This is a genomic window from Pseudomonas sp. RT4P38 (genome assembly GCF_054897765.1).
Map to the genome: position 1 here is coordinate 6,013,462 of NZ_CM142703.1, position 12,524 is coordinate 6,025,985.

The 12,524-nt window shown below is 58.1% G+C and carries 11 protein-coding genes and 2 pseudogenes; 2 read left to right on the forward strand and 11 right to left on the reverse strand.

What is annotated here, in order from left to right; genetic code table 11:
* Window positions 1–3: 3 nt before the first annotated feature.
* From ACYZT7_RS27955 to ACYZT7_RS27965, 3 genes are read right to left on the reverse strand one after another with little or no spacing between them, the layout of a single operon-like run.
* Window positions 4–714: a PilW family protein gene (locus ACYZT7_RS27955; protein WP_462039029.1), complete on the reverse strand. Its 711-nt coding sequence runs from the start codon at window positions 712–714 to the stop codon at window positions 4–6.
* Complete coding sequence (gene pilV, locus ACYZT7_RS27960) at window positions 711–1,160, reverse strand: type IV pilus modification protein PilV (protein WP_462039030.1); 450 nt, start codon at window positions 1,158–1,160, stop codon at window positions 711–713. The genes ACYZT7_RS27955 and pilV overlap by 4 nt, the downstream gene beginning before the upstream one ends.
* Entirely contained in the window at window positions 1,157–1,630 is a 474-nt protein-coding gene (locus tag ACYZT7_RS27965) for a GspH/FimT family pseudopilin (RefSeq protein ID WP_462039031.1), read from the reverse strand. The genes pilV and ACYZT7_RS27965 overlap by 4 nt, the downstream gene beginning before the upstream one ends.
* Window positions 1,631–1,761: 131 nt before the next feature.
* On the opposite strand from ACYZT7_RS27965, the gene ACYZT7_RS27970 reads away from it, so the two are divergent.
* Window positions 1,762–2,319: a GspH/FimT family pseudopilin gene (locus tag ACYZT7_RS27970; RefSeq protein WP_462039032.1), complete on the forward strand. Its 558-nt coding sequence runs from the start codon at window positions 1,762–1,764 to the stop codon at window positions 2,317–2,319.
* Here ACYZT7_RS27970 and ispH read toward each other — a convergent pair.
* The 6 genes from ispH to murJ form a co-directional block, all read right to left on the reverse strand.
* Window positions 2,288–3,235, reverse strand: coding sequence for a 4-hydroxy-3-methylbut-2-enyl diphosphate reductase (ispH, locus tag ACYZT7_RS27975; protein ID WP_348124531.1), 948 nt, complete (start codon window positions 3,233–3,235; stop codon window positions 2,288–2,290). The genes ACYZT7_RS27970 and ispH overlap by 32 nt on opposite strands.
* A 151-nt stretch (window positions 3,236–3,386) precedes the next feature.
* Window positions 3,387–3,824: an FKBP-type peptidyl-prolyl cis-trans isomerase gene (gene fkpB / locus ACYZT7_RS27980; protein ID WP_462041875.1), complete on the reverse strand. Its 438-nt coding sequence runs from the start codon at window positions 3,822–3,824 to the stop codon at window positions 3,387–3,389.
* 7 nt (window positions 3,825–3,831) lie between these two features.
* Window positions 3,832–4,344, reverse strand: coding sequence for a signal peptidase II (lspA, locus tag ACYZT7_RS27985; RefSeq protein ID WP_462039033.1), 513 nt, complete (start codon window positions 4,342–4,344; stop codon window positions 3,832–3,834).
* Window positions 4,337–7,168, reverse strand: coding sequence for an isoleucine--tRNA ligase (gene ileS / locus ACYZT7_RS27990; protein WP_462039034.1), 2,832 nt, complete (start codon window positions 7,166–7,168; stop codon window positions 4,337–4,339). Before ileS ends, lspA begins: the two co-directional genes overlap by 8 nt.
* Window positions 7,169–8,119 (reverse strand): bifunctional riboflavin kinase/FAD synthetase, encoded by a 951-nt coding sequence (gene ribF / locus ACYZT7_RS27995; protein ID WP_461966293.1) that lies wholly within the window; start codon window positions 8,117–8,119, stop codon window positions 7,169–7,171.
* Window positions 8,120–8,248: 129 nt separating this feature from the next.
* The gene (gene murJ, locus ACYZT7_RS28000) at window positions 8,249–9,787 is read right to left on the reverse strand and encodes a murein biosynthesis integral membrane protein MurJ (RefSeq protein WP_462039035.1); all 1,539 of its coding nucleotides are present in this window, start codon (window positions 9,785–9,787) and stop codon (window positions 8,249–8,251) included.
* Window positions 9,788–10,039: 252 nt separating this feature from the next.
* Between murJ and rpsT the strand changes: the two genes are divergently transcribed.
* Window positions 10,040–10,318 carry a 30S ribosomal protein S20 gene (gene rpsT, locus ACYZT7_RS28005; protein WP_008154937.1) on the forward strand — a complete coding sequence of 93 codons (279 nt, stop codon included), beginning with the start codon at window positions 10,040–10,042 and terminating at the stop codon, window positions 10,316–10,318.
* Between the two features lie 146 nt (window positions 10,319–10,464).
* Here rpsT and ACYZT7_RS28010 read toward each other — a convergent pair.
* Both ACYZT7_RS28010 and ltrA read right to left on the reverse strand, forming a co-directional pair.
* A pseudogene (locus ACYZT7_RS28010) lies at window positions 10,465–10,632 on the reverse strand (group II intron reverse transcriptase/maturase); the annotation flags it as partial.
* 161 nt (window positions 10,633–10,793) lie between these two features.
* Window positions 10,794–12,063: pseudogene (gene ltrA / locus ACYZT7_RS28015) on the reverse strand (group II intron reverse transcriptase/maturase).
* Window positions 12,064–12,524 lie beyond the last annotated feature (461 nt).

The window sequence follows — 12,524 nt, forward strand, 5'->3', positions numbered from 1 at the left end:
CCCTCATGGCAAGCGGTTGCGCAGAGCGGCAACCACGTTAAAGGTTTGATTGCGTACCCGGTTGTTCGGGTCGGTGAGAGTCAACGTCAGGCGTACGCTGCGGATTCGAGCAGGGTCCGACGGATTGCTGCTGTAGCTGGAAGCGGACGCATCGGTAGCCGAACTAGCAAGACCGAAGCTCACGTTGAAGGCACTGACATTGTCGACCAGCACCGCTTGGGTAGGCGTGGTGCCGCTTCCCATCGTCAGCTGATTGTTCTTAAGGCTGTAAACCAGTCGCCTAATCGGAAACGCCAACTGTCCCGATGCGGGAGCCTGCAAATTTGAATAAGCCGTCGCCGTGTTTCGACAATCGGAGACCACCGTCCAGGTCGGCGTACCGCCACCTGCTCCCACATCGGCGGTCACCAAGGTCAGCTTGAGATTGGCATTGTCCCAACTGATCGGCGTTACCTGGCTGGCATTGAAACTCCCCCCGGCGCTTGCGTCAGTGATCGTTCCCAGACAACCAAACATCCCCACCATGCGAATTTCCTGAATTATTTTACTCAGCACAAATCGAGCATCTTCCTGCAGGTTGGCCGATGCGTTTTGGCTGACGTAGGTGTTCTTGGCCGCAATGAAAATCTGCGCCACACCGAGCACCACGACCAGGCTCAACGCCAGGGCGATCAGCATTTCGATCAGGCCGAAACCTCGATTGAGCCGGTTCATGGCGTCGCCACCGGATCGACGGTGGCGCGACTGGTCAGCACAAAGCTGCGACGGGAATTGGCGGTGTTGGCGGCCCGCGAGTCATCCCAGATGATGGTGATGGTGTACACCCGCTGATTGAGCGTAACGCTGCCAGTAGCCGTGGCGCCGCCGAAATTGACGATGTTGGTCGTGAAGTCGTAGAGGTCCTGATCCCGGGCGACGCTCAAGTTGCCCGAGGTCGGTGGCGTGACGGTGTAGTCGGCGCCGGAGTTGGCGCGAATGCGGTCCATCATGTCATAGGCGATAAAACTCGCCTGGCTGGTCATCCGCGAGCTGTCCGTGTACTTCAGCGCATTGAGCTGAATCGCCGCCGCCCCCAACAGCCCCACACCCAGAATCAACAACGCAACCAAAACCTCGATCAGCGTCATGCCCTCCTGTGCACGCTTGCTCCATCCCCTCATCCGCAACTACCACCCAATAGAATTCGTCCGTTCAAACACACATTCAGCGTCCTGCTTTGCGCCCCCTGTACATAGCTGATCACCACCGCCGTGGACGGTGCCGACAACCCGCCCAGATTGTTGAAATCGATGGCGGTCACTCCTGAGGTTAGCGTCAGAGTCGCCCCGCTGCTCATCGCTGGAACAACCCGCAATACATTGGCCGGATTGCCAGTACCGTCATAGACCGACAGATCCCCGGTCCAGACACTGCCGCCCGCCGTCGGACGAACCCGGGTGGTGATACCTCGATTGATCGCCTCAAGTCGGGCGAAATTCAGACCACGTTGCAGATCGCCGATTTCGGTGTCGGCCTTGGTGATTTGCACCGAACGGGTAAACGCTGGTACGGCCAGTGTGATCAGGATCAGAAGCACCGCGAGCGCGATCAGCAACTCGATCAGCGTGAAACCTTTTGTACGATGATCCATCAGTGCCCTCCGTCGCCGTCGGCTATACCTGCTTCTACACGCTAGAACATTCGACCGGCAGGGGTTCGGTTGTTTTGCCATTACTCGCGCTGGGATCGCGCGGGCCGCAGCACTCCAGGGAGGGAGATGACATGCATCAGCGAGGTTTCAGCCTGATCGAACTGCTCATGGGACTGACAATTGTCGGGATTGTTCTGCTGTTGGTCAGTCCGGCGTTTGCAGCACTGACTGAATCGAACCATCGCGAGCAGGTGGCAGAGTCGCTTATCAGCGGTATACGCAACGCCAGAACCGTTGCCATCACACGCAACCAGAGTGTCGTGATTCACGCCATCAACGGCGACTGGAGTCAGGGCTGGCGGATCATTCTGGATATCAGTGGCAAAGGGGCGGAGGACAACAGCAATCCGCTGCTGGTTGAGCGCGCGAGTGGCACTCGGGTGCCGATTGTCGGCAATTGGCCGGTCAGGCGATACATACGTTTCAACAGTATTGGCGAGCCACAGATGCCTGGACGGGCCTTTCAAGCGGGGACATTGCACATTTGCGCAGCCCGCGAACCGGTCACTCAGCTCCAGGTGGTGCTGGCCGCGACCGGTCGCGTCAGCCTGCGCAGCCATAAGGCTGAGCAGGCGCTGTGCCCGGGGGGCAAAAGCGTTAAAGCAGGGAGCGGACGCGTAACTCTTTAGGCATAGAGAAGGTGATGTTCTCCTCGCGACCGGCCAGTTCATCGGCGCCGGTAGCGCCCCATGCCTGTAACTGCTGGATCACGCCACGCACCAGGACTTCTGGCGCGGAGGCGCCAGCGGTGATGCCGATTCGCTCGACACCCTCGAACCAGCTCTTTTGCAGGTCTTCGGCACCGTCGATCAGGTAGGCCGGAGTGGCCATGCGTTCGGCCAGTTCACGCAAGCGATTGGAGTTGGAGCTGTTCGGGCTGCCGACCACCAACACCACGTCGCATTCGTCGGCCAGTTGCTTGACCGCGTCCTGACGGTTTTGCGTGGCGTAGCAGATGTCGTCCTTGCGCGGGCCACCGATCGCCGGGAAGCGCGTACGCAGTGCGTCGATGACACGGCTGGTATCGTCCATGGACAGGGTGGTCTGGGTCACGAACGCCAGTTTTTCAGGGTTGTTCACCTGCAAGGCGGCGACGTCTTTCTCGTCTTCAACCAGATAGATCGCGCCACCGTTGCTGCCATCGTACTGGCCCATGGTGCCTTCGACTTCCGGGTGACCGGCGTGACCGATGAGGATGCACTCACGACCGTCGCGGCTGTAGCGCGCCACTTCGATGTGCACCTTGGTCACCAGCGGACAGGTAGCGTCGAACACCTTCAGGCCACGACCGGCAGCTTCGGTGCGCACGGCCTGGGAAACACCGTGGGCACTGAAGATCACGATGACGTCGTCCGGCACCTGATCCAGTTCTTCGACGAAAATCGCTCCACGAGCACGCAGGTCTTCGACGACGAATTTGTTGTGGACCACTTCGTGGCGCACGTAGATCGGCGGCCCAAAGACTTCCAGGGCTCGGTTGACGATTTCGATCGCCCGGTCCACACCGGCGCAGAAGCCACGGGGGTTGGCGAGTTTGATTTGCATGCTGTGCCTCGTGTCTTGCGCGCGAAAACAGTGAAAAACCAATGTGGGAGCGAGCTTGCTCGCGATGGGCGCCTAACATTCAACGTTGATGTTGACTGACACTCAGCCATCGCGAGCAAGCTCGCTCCCACATTTGACCGTGTTCCTTCAGTTACAGCGCTATGACGTTGATGATCTCGACGTCAAAGGTCAATGTCTTGCCGGCCAGCGGGTGGTTGAAGTCGATGGTCACTTGCTCGTCATCGAATTCCTTCACTACACCGGGCAACTCAGTATTCGCCGCATCGTTGAAGATCACCAGCAAGCCAGGCGACAGGTCCATGTCCTTGAACTGCGAGCGCGGGATGATCTGTACGTTCTGCGGGTTGGGTTGGCCAAAAGCGTTTTCCGGCGCAATCGTCAGCGTACGCTTGTCGCCAGCCTTGAAGCCGAACAGCGCTGCTTCGAAACCTGGCAACAGGTTACCGTCACCGACCTTGAAGGTCGCCGGGGCTTTGTCGAAGGTGCTGTCGACGGTGTCGCCGTTCTCCAGGCGCAGTGCAAAGTGCAAGGTGACTTCCGTGTTCTGGCGGATGCGTTGCTCAGCCAATACCTGTTCAGTCATGAACGGCTTCTCCGGTCTTTTTGCTTTTGAACATGTCCAGCGCCAGCATCACAGCACCGACAGTAATTGCACTGTCGGCAAAGTTGAACGCTGGGAAGTACCAACGATTCTGCCAATGCACCAGGATGAAATCGATCACATGGCCGTAGGCGATGCGGTCATACAGATTGCCCAGCGCACCACCGAGCACCAGGGCTAGCGCAATGGCCAGCCAAGTTTCGTTGCGCCCCAGACGCTTGAGCCAGACCACCAGCACGGCACTGACCACCACAGCGATCAGGGCAAACAACCAGCGCTGCCAGCCAGAGCTGTCGGCCAGGAAGCTGAACGCCGCGCCTGTGTTGTAGGCCAGTGTCCAGCTGAACAAATCGGGGATCACCACGATTTGCTGGTACATCTCGAGCTTGCCTTCGAAGTAGAACTTGCTGGCCTGGTCGATGACCAGGACCAGCAAACTCAACCAGAGCCAGCTCAGCCGTCCAAAACGGCCAGCAGCATTAGGCATAGTGACGAACCTCGCCAGCGCCGCTGATGTTGTCGACGCAACGACCGCAGATTTCCGGATGCTCCGGGTTCACGCCGACGTCTTCACGGCAGTGCCAGCAACGGGCGCACTTGGCGAAGGCCGACTTGACGATTTTCAACTTCAGGCCGCTGACTTCGGTGACTACCGCGTCCTCTGGTGACTGAACAAAAGGCGCAACGCTGGCGGTCGAGGTGATCAATACGAAGCGCAGTTCGTTGCTCAGCTTGGCCAGGTCGGCGCTCAAAGCCTCTTCGGCGAACAGCGTCACTTCGGCTTGCAGGTTGCCACCGACGGCCTTGGCCGCGCGCTGGATTTCCATTTCCTTGTTGACCGCAACCTTCACCGCCATGATCCGCTCCCAGTAGGCGCGGCCCAGTTCGACGTTGTCCGGCAGTTCGGTCAGGCCTTCATACCAGGTGTTGAGCATCACCGATTCGTTGCGCTCACCCGGCAGGTATTCCCACAGTTCATCAGCGGTGAAGGCGAGGATCGGCGCGATCCAGCGCACCAGCGCTTCACTGATGTGGTACAGCGCGGTTTGCGCCGAGCGGCGGGCCTTGCTGTTGGCGCCAGTGGTGTACTGACGGTCCTTGATGATGTCCAGGTAAAAACCGCCCAACTCCTGCACGCAGAAATTGTGGATCTTGGAGTAGACGTTCCAGAAGCGGTATTCGCCGTAGTGCTCTTGCAGCTCGCGTTGCAGCAGCAGGGTGCGGTCCACGGCCCAACGGTCCAGCGCCAGCATTTCTTCGGCCGGCAGGATGTCGGTGGCCGGGTTGAAACCGGTCAGGTTGGAGAGCAGGAAGCGCGCGGTATTACGGATCCGCCGGTAGGCGTCCGCACTGCGCTGCAGGATCTGCTCGGAAACCGCCATTTCACCCGAGTAATCGGTGGAAGCAACCCACAGACGCATGATGTCGGCGCCCAGGGTGTCGTTGACCTTTTGCGGCGCGATCACGTTGCCCAAGGATTTGGACATCTTGCGACCGGACTCATCGACGGTGAAGCCGTGAGTCAGCAGCTCGCGGTACGGCGCGTGATTGTCGATGGCGCAACCGGTCAGCAGCGACGAGTGGAACCAGCCACGGTGTTGGTCCGAGCCTTCCAGGTACAAGTCAGCACGCGGGCCGGTCTCGTGGCCCATCGGGTGCGAACCGCGCAGAACATGCCAGTGCGTGGTGCCCGAATCGAACCAGACGTCCAGGGTGTCGCTGATCTTGTCGTACTGCGGCGCTTCGTCACCGAGCAACTCGGCGGCGTCCATCTTGAACCAGGCCTCGATGCCTTCGACTTCGACGCGCTTGGCGACTTCTTCCATCAGTTCGGCGGTACGTGGGTGCAGTTCGCCGCTTTCCTTGTTCAGGAAGAACGGGATCGGCACGCCCCAGTTGCGCTGACGGGAGATGCACCAGTCCGGACGGTTGGCAATCATCGAGTGCAGGCGCGCCTGGCCCCACGCCGGGACGAACTTGGTCTCTTCGATGGCTTTGATCGCCCGCTTGCGCAGGGTGTCGCCGGTCACCGGTTCTTTGTCCATGCCGATGAACCACTGCGCGGTGGCGCGGTAGATCAGCGGAGTCTTGTGACGCCAGCAGTGCATGTAACTGTGTTCGATGACGGTTGTGTGCAGCAGCGCACCGACTTCGGTCAGCTTGTCGACGATGGCCGGGTTGGCCTTCCAGATGAACTGGCCGCCGAAGAACTCCAGCGACGTTGCGTAAACGCCGTTGCTCTGTACCGGGTTGAGGATGTCGTCGTTGACCATGCCGTACTTCTTGCAGGTCACGAAGTCGTCCACGCCGTAAGCCGGTGCGGAGTGAACCACGCCGGTGCCGGCGCCCAGTTCGACATACTCGGCCAGGTAAACCGGCGACAGACGATCGTAGAACGGGTGACGGAAGTTGATCAGTTCCAGTTCCGAACCGGTGGTGGTCGCGATAACCGAGCCTTCCAGCTTGTAGCGCGCCAGGCACGACTCGACCAGCTCTTCAGCCAGCACCAGCAGTTTGTCGCCGACGTCGACCAGGGCGTAATTGAATTCCGGGTGAACGTTCAACGCCTGGTTGGCCGGGATGGTCCACGGGGTGGTGGTCCAGATCACGATCGAAGCGGGTTTGCCCAACGAAGGCAGACCGAAAGCGGCAGCCAGCTTGGCTTCGTCGGCAATCGGGAACGCCACGTCGATGGTCGAGGACTTTTTGTTCTCGTACTCGACTTCCGCTTCAGCCAGGGCCGAACCGCAGTCGAAGCACCAGTTCACAGGCTTCAGGCCCTTGAACACAAAACCGCCCTTGACGATTTCAGCCAGGGCACGGATTTCACCGGCCTCGTTTTTGAAGTCCATGGTCTTGTACGGGTTGGCAAAGTCGCCCAACACGCCCAGACGGATGAATTCGGATTTCTGACCTTCGATCTGCTCGGTGGCATACGCACGGCACAGTTCGCGGGTCTTGTCCGCTCCCAGGTTCTTGCCGTGGGTCACTTCGACTTTGTGCTCGATCGGCAGACCGTGGCAGTCCCAGCCAGGAACATAAGGCGCGTCGAAACCCGACAGGGTTTTCGAGCGGATGATCATGTCCTTGAGAATCTTGTTCAGCGCATGACCGATGTGAATCGTGCCGTTGGCGTACGGAGGACCGTCGTGAAGTACGAACTTCGGACGATCCTTGCCAATCTCGCGCAACTTACCGTACAGGCCAATGCTGTCCCAGCGCTGCAGAATCTGCGGTTCGCGCTGAGGCAGGCCGGCCTTCATTGGGAAGGCGGTGTCCGGAAGGTTTAGCGTGGCTTTATAGTCGGTCATTTAAGGCTCTTCATTAGCGATTGGCGCTAGGTGCGACAGGGCACGGGCGGCGGCAACATCCGCATTGATCGCCGTCTTAAGCGCCTCCAGAGAGGCGAAACGCTGCTCTTCACGCAGCTTGTGGTGGAAAACCACCGTCAAACGCCGGTCATACAGATCGCCGGCAAAATCTAAAAGATGCACTTCGAGGTGGGCTTTGCCATCACCTTGAACGGTTGGCCGCACGCCAATGTTGGCGACGCCTGGCCAGGTCTTGCCGTCGATGTCGACGTTGACCAGGTAAACCCCGGTCAGCGGCACGCGACGACGCTTGAGTTGTATGTTGGCGGTCGGCGTGCCCAGTTGCCGTGCCAGCTTCTGGCCATGCAGGACCCGCCCGGTGATCTGGAAAGGACGACCGAGCAGCCGTTCGGCCAAGGCGAAATCGGCGGCGGCCAAGGCATTTCGCACCTGAGTGCTGCTGACGCGAATGCCGTCCAGTTCAACGGTTTGCGCCGCTTCGACGGTGAAGCCCTGTATCACGCCGGCCTGTTGCAGGAAATCGAAATCCCCTACCCGGTCACAGCCGAACCGAAAGTCGTCACCGACCTCCAGATGCTGGACCCCGAGACCGTCCACCAGGATGGTGTCGACGAATTCGCTGGCGCTGAGCTTGCTCAGGCGCTGATTGAAGGCCAGGCACAGGACCCGGTCGACACCTTCCTCAGCCAGCAGCTGCAGTTTGTCCCGCAGTCGGGCCAGACGGGCCGGAGCCGTGTCAGGGGCGAAGAATTCTCGCGGCTGCGGCTCGAAAATCACCACGCAGCTGGGCACGCCCAACTCGAGCGCTCGCTCACGCAGCCTCGCCAGGATCGCCTGGTGGCCACGGTGAACACCGTCAAAGTTGCCAATAGTGGCGACACAGCCCCGATGCTGGGGGCGCAGATTGTGGAGGCCTCGAACCAGCTGCATAACGCGCTTCTTGCTCATAAAGTGGTCGATTATAACCACACCCGGCGGCCGACGACAGGCAACACCGTAACCCAAAGTGATCGAGCCGACAAAACCGTCGATTCGCCCGTGTTTATCGAGGTCGTGACCTCAGCTCAGCGCTTTGCGATTGAAGTCTCGCAAACGGAAGCCCATCAACAGCAACATGCCGAAATAAGCCACCACACCGGCAACGACCAATGCGCCCAGACGCAGGAACCGTTCAAGCATATGGCCCTGATCCCACGTCGGCATGAAGTGCATCCCGACCAGTAGCACAACAGACATCACCAACACCGCGATCACTAGTTTGGCAGAGAACTTCGCCCAACCCGGTTGCGGCTGATACATCTGCTGTTTGCGCAGTTGATAGAACAGGAGCCCGGCGTTAATGCACGCACCGATGCTGATGGCCAAAGCCAGACCGGCATGGGCCAGCGGGCCGATCAACACCAGGTTGAACAATTGGGTAATGATCAGGGTGAAAATCGCGATTTTTACCGGAGTGCGGATGTTTTGTTGCGCATAAAAGCCTGGCGCCAGCACTTTGATCACGATAATCCCGAGCAAACCGACCGAATAAGCGATCAGCGCCCGTTGCGTCATGGAGGCGTCAAACGCGCTGAACTGGCCGTACTGAAACAGCGAAACGGTCAACGGCTCGGCGAGAACCCCCAGCGCCAGCGAGCACGGCAACACCAGCACGAAACACAAACGCAGACCCCAATCGAGGATTCGCGAGTATTCCTGGCGATCCTTGCTGGCGTAAGTCTTGGCCAGGGTCGGCAGGAGAATCGTACCCAGCGCCACACCCAGAACGCCGGAGGGCAACTCCATCAAACGGTCGGCGTAGTACATCCAGGACACGGAACCGGCGACCAGGAACGAGGCGAAAATGGTATTGATGATCAGCGAAATCTGGCTCACGGACACGCCGAGAATCGCCGGAAGCATTTGTTTCATGACCCGCCAGACGCCGCTGTCACGCAGGTTCAGTCGTGGCAACACCAGCAGGCCGATCTTCTTCAGGTGCGGCAACTGATAGAGCAATTGCGCCAGGCCGCCCACCAGTACTGCCCAGCCCAACGCCATGACCGGCGGATCGAAATACGGCGTCAGAAACAACGAAAAGATGATCATGCTGACGTTGAGCAGGGTCGGCACGAAGGCCGGCACCGAGAAACGGTTATACGTATTGAGGATCGCCCCGGCCAATGAAGACAGGGAGATCAGCAATATATAAGGAAAGGTCACCCGCAGCAGATCGGACGTCAGCTCGAATTTTTCCGGCGTATTGGTGAAACCCGGCGCGGTCGCCCAGATGACCCACGGCGCGGCGATCATGCCCAAAGCGGTGACCAGCGCCAGCACCAGCGTCAGCAGGCCCGATACGTAAGCAATGAAGGTTCGCGTCGCCTCCTCGCCCTTCTGGCTTTTGTATTCAGCAAGAATCGGCACGAACGCCTGGGAAAAGGCCCCTTCGGCGAAGATCCGCCGCAGCAGATTGGGCAGTTTGAAGGCGATAAAGAAGGCGTCGGTCGCCATCCCCGCGCCAAATGCACGCGCGATAAGGGTGTCACGTACGAACCCCAGAACCCGGGAAAGCATCGTGATAGAGCTGACGGCGGCCAACGATTTGAGCAGATTCATTGAAAGAGTTTGTGCCTGTCGATAAACAGCAGGCGAACAAAGCGCCTACTTATGCGATACTCCGCGCCGCAGCAGCACAGAGCCAAAGCTCGCGAGTTTACAGGTCAAGCGCCGGAAATAAATATCCCGCCTCTTTATACCTACCACTTAGCGGAACGTCTCAACCGCCCTTGACAAGACATCAACTCATCGGCATGATTCGCGGCCTATTTTGTTTGCTATTTCCTAAAAAGTCTTTCGAGGAGCTCGACGGTGGCCAACACACCTTCCGCCAAAAAACGTGCAAAACAGGCTGAGAAGCGTCGCAGCCACAACGCCAGCCTGCGTTCCATGGTTCGTACCTACATCAAGAATGTAGTTAAAGCCATTGACGCAAAAGACGCTGAAAAAGCTCAAGCTGCTTACGTTCTGGCCGTGCCAGTTATCGACCGTATGGCCGATAAAGGCATCATCCACAAGAACAAGGCTGCTCGTCATAAGAGCCGCCTGAACGGTCACGTCAAGGCTCTGAACCTTGCTGTTGCCGCATAAGCGATAAGCTTGTTAAAAAACCGACCCTGAGGTCGGTTTTTTATTGCCTGCGATTTGAGTAAACACAGCGATCGAGTAGGAGGCGGATTTACATCCGCCGTCCTCTCACACCACCGTATGTACGGTTCCGTATACGGCGGTTCAGGTTATGCGATTAAGCCGTTTATCGTATCCAGTATCGAGATCAAACCGAGTCGATCCCACAGTTTCTTCGGCAGCGCCTGATTCATATGTGACGCTCCCGAGTTCCACCATGGGCCCTGCCCATTGGACGCTGATCTACGAGCACGTCCTTCGTTGATCCCCAAGCCCATCCTCGCGGCGCTCGGTAGCACTCAGGCAAACGTGCAGATCTCCCAGGGTAATTCGCGCGACCTTCCTGCTTATGCCTGTCGGATCTACGTCACAGCGTTCCGTGGTAAGTAGGCCGTAGGAGTTTCACCTTCAGCCTCTCGCAGAACCGTACGTGAGCCTCTCAACTCATACGGCTCCCGTTGCCCAGTCGAGACTCATCTCCATAGACATGCCAGTGCACGAACAACGATGGACATGCTTCCTTCATTCGGTTGAGCCAGTCAGCACTGCGGCGCTTGCGCCCCGCCAATGGCTTGTATTTCCGACGGGCCCAGCGTTGCAGCTTCAAATCAAAGTGATTGAAGACCTTGTGCATCACCGTTTTGTAGAAAGCTCCATAGTAATTCCACCATCCACGAAGAATGGCGTTGTACTGCGTTGACAGTTCAAAAAGGCTGGCTGGTGTTTGCCGTTGGATATTCCAGCTGCGAGTTCGTTGACGCATTCGTTTTAACGCCTCATTACTGGCTCCGGGCAGAAAGCTGGTAAACCGGCGTCCATTATTGCCCCATGCCTCCCGTGGCCGGAAGGTGAACCCCAGGAACGTGAACTGCGTCGTTGGGTACGCTGCCTTGCGGTTACTGTCCTTGCAATAAACGATCTTCGACTTTTCCGGGTGCATGGTCAGTAGGCACTCTTCCAGACGGGCCTTGATTGCCGCCATGACCTCACACGCCTGCTTTTCGCTACGGCAGTGAACCACCGCATCGTCGGCGTAGCGTGCAAATGGACAACCTGGAAAAGTCCGTTGTATCCAGGCATCGAACGCATAGTGCATGAACAGATTCATCAATAAGGGACTGACAATCCCACCTTGGGGTGTACCGCTTTCACGTGGTACCTGAACGCCGTCAGCAGTCTCAAACGGCGCTTTAAGCCACCGTTCGATATACAACAGAATCCAGACATCCTTCACATGATGCCTCACAGCTTTGAGCAGCAGCTCATGATCGATATGATCAAAAGCCCCCTTGATATCAAACTCCACCACCCAATTCATATTCCAGCAGCGCCTGCGAGTGATCTCGACCGCCTGTTTGGCTGATTTTCCCGGCCGGTATCCATAGGAATCCGAATGAAAAAAGACAGTCCAGACGCGGCTCTATAAGCAGCTTGACGGCGGTCTGAGCCACCCGATCGGCTACTGTCGGAATACCCAGCTTGCGTTTGCCTCCTGATTGCTTCGGAATTTCCACCTGCCGAACCGGTGGCGGATAATAGGAACCCGACGACATGCGGTTCCAAACCTTGTACAGGTTCCGTTGCAGCTTCTGCTCGAACTGGGCAATAGATTGTTCATCTATCCCAGCGGCTCCTCGATTGGCTTTCACTCGCTGGAAGGCCTCCCAAACTATCAGTTTGGAAATGCTGTACGACTTTGCTGCGCTCATGCCGCTCTTCCCCGCCGAAGCCGGTTGACGACATAGGCGAGCTGGGCAACGCCATCCCTTCGCTCCATTCTCATTACAAGAACTTCATCACTACTACGAATGGCTCCGCCCCTCGGCCTTTGCATCGGTATTCTTTCTTGCGGTGATAGCCGCTTGTCATTTCCCTTGGCATCAAAGGCGAGGTTCTCACGCTCCATATCAAAGCCTGTATTGAGCTCATGCCGCCTATACACCGGCTGCCATCTGGACGGTAAGCAGGTGTCCTCCAGACTTGCTCCCAAGGCTACTTGCCAGCCTCGGTTCTGACAGCGCTTGAGCCCTTAACGATGCGTCTTCGGACGGTTTGCTTTCGCTCATCTGCTCAATACGTACCTGACGCCTTTATTGACGCCTTTTCCACGGTCGCTCACCACCACGCCTTTTGAACGCAGCAGCACCGGGCGGTTTGAAGCCAGCTCCTG

Bases quoted from the DNA above. Each gene is read 5' to 3' on its own strand.
- murJ (WP_462039035.1), bottom strand. From the start codon at position 9,787: ATGAATCTGCTCAAATCGTTGGCCGCCGTCAGCTCTATCACGATGCTT.
- ACYZT7_RS27965 (WP_462039031.1), bottom strand. From the start codon at position 1,630: ATGGATCATCGTACAAAAGGTTTCACGCTGATCGAGTTGCTGATCGCG.
- pilV (WP_462039030.1), bottom strand. From the start codon at position 1,160: ATGAGGGGATGGAGCAAGCGTGCACAGGAGGGCATGACGCTGATCGAG.
- ACYZT7_RS27955 (WP_462039029.1), bottom strand. From the start codon at position 714: ATGAACCGGCTCAATCGAGGTTTCGGCCTGATCGAAATGCTGATCGCC.
- ileS (WP_462039034.1), bottom strand. From the start codon at position 7,168: ATGACCGACTATAAAGCCACGCTAAACCTTCCGGACACCGCCTTCCCA.
- ACYZT7_RS27970 (WP_462039032.1), top strand. From the start codon at position 1,762: ATGCATCAGCGAGGTTTCAGCCTGATCGAACTGCTCATGGGACTGACA.
- ribF (WP_461966293.1), bottom strand. From the start codon at position 8,119: ATGCAGCTGGTTCGAGGCCTCCACAATCTGCGCCCCCAGCATCGGGGC.
- ispH (WP_348124531.1), bottom strand. From the start codon at position 3,235: ATGCAAATCAAACTCGCCAACCCCCGTGGCTTCTGCGCCGGTGTGGAC.
- lspA (WP_462039033.1), bottom strand. From the start codon at position 4,344: ATGCCTAATGCTGCTGGCCGTTTTGGACGGCTGAGCTGGCTCTGGTTG.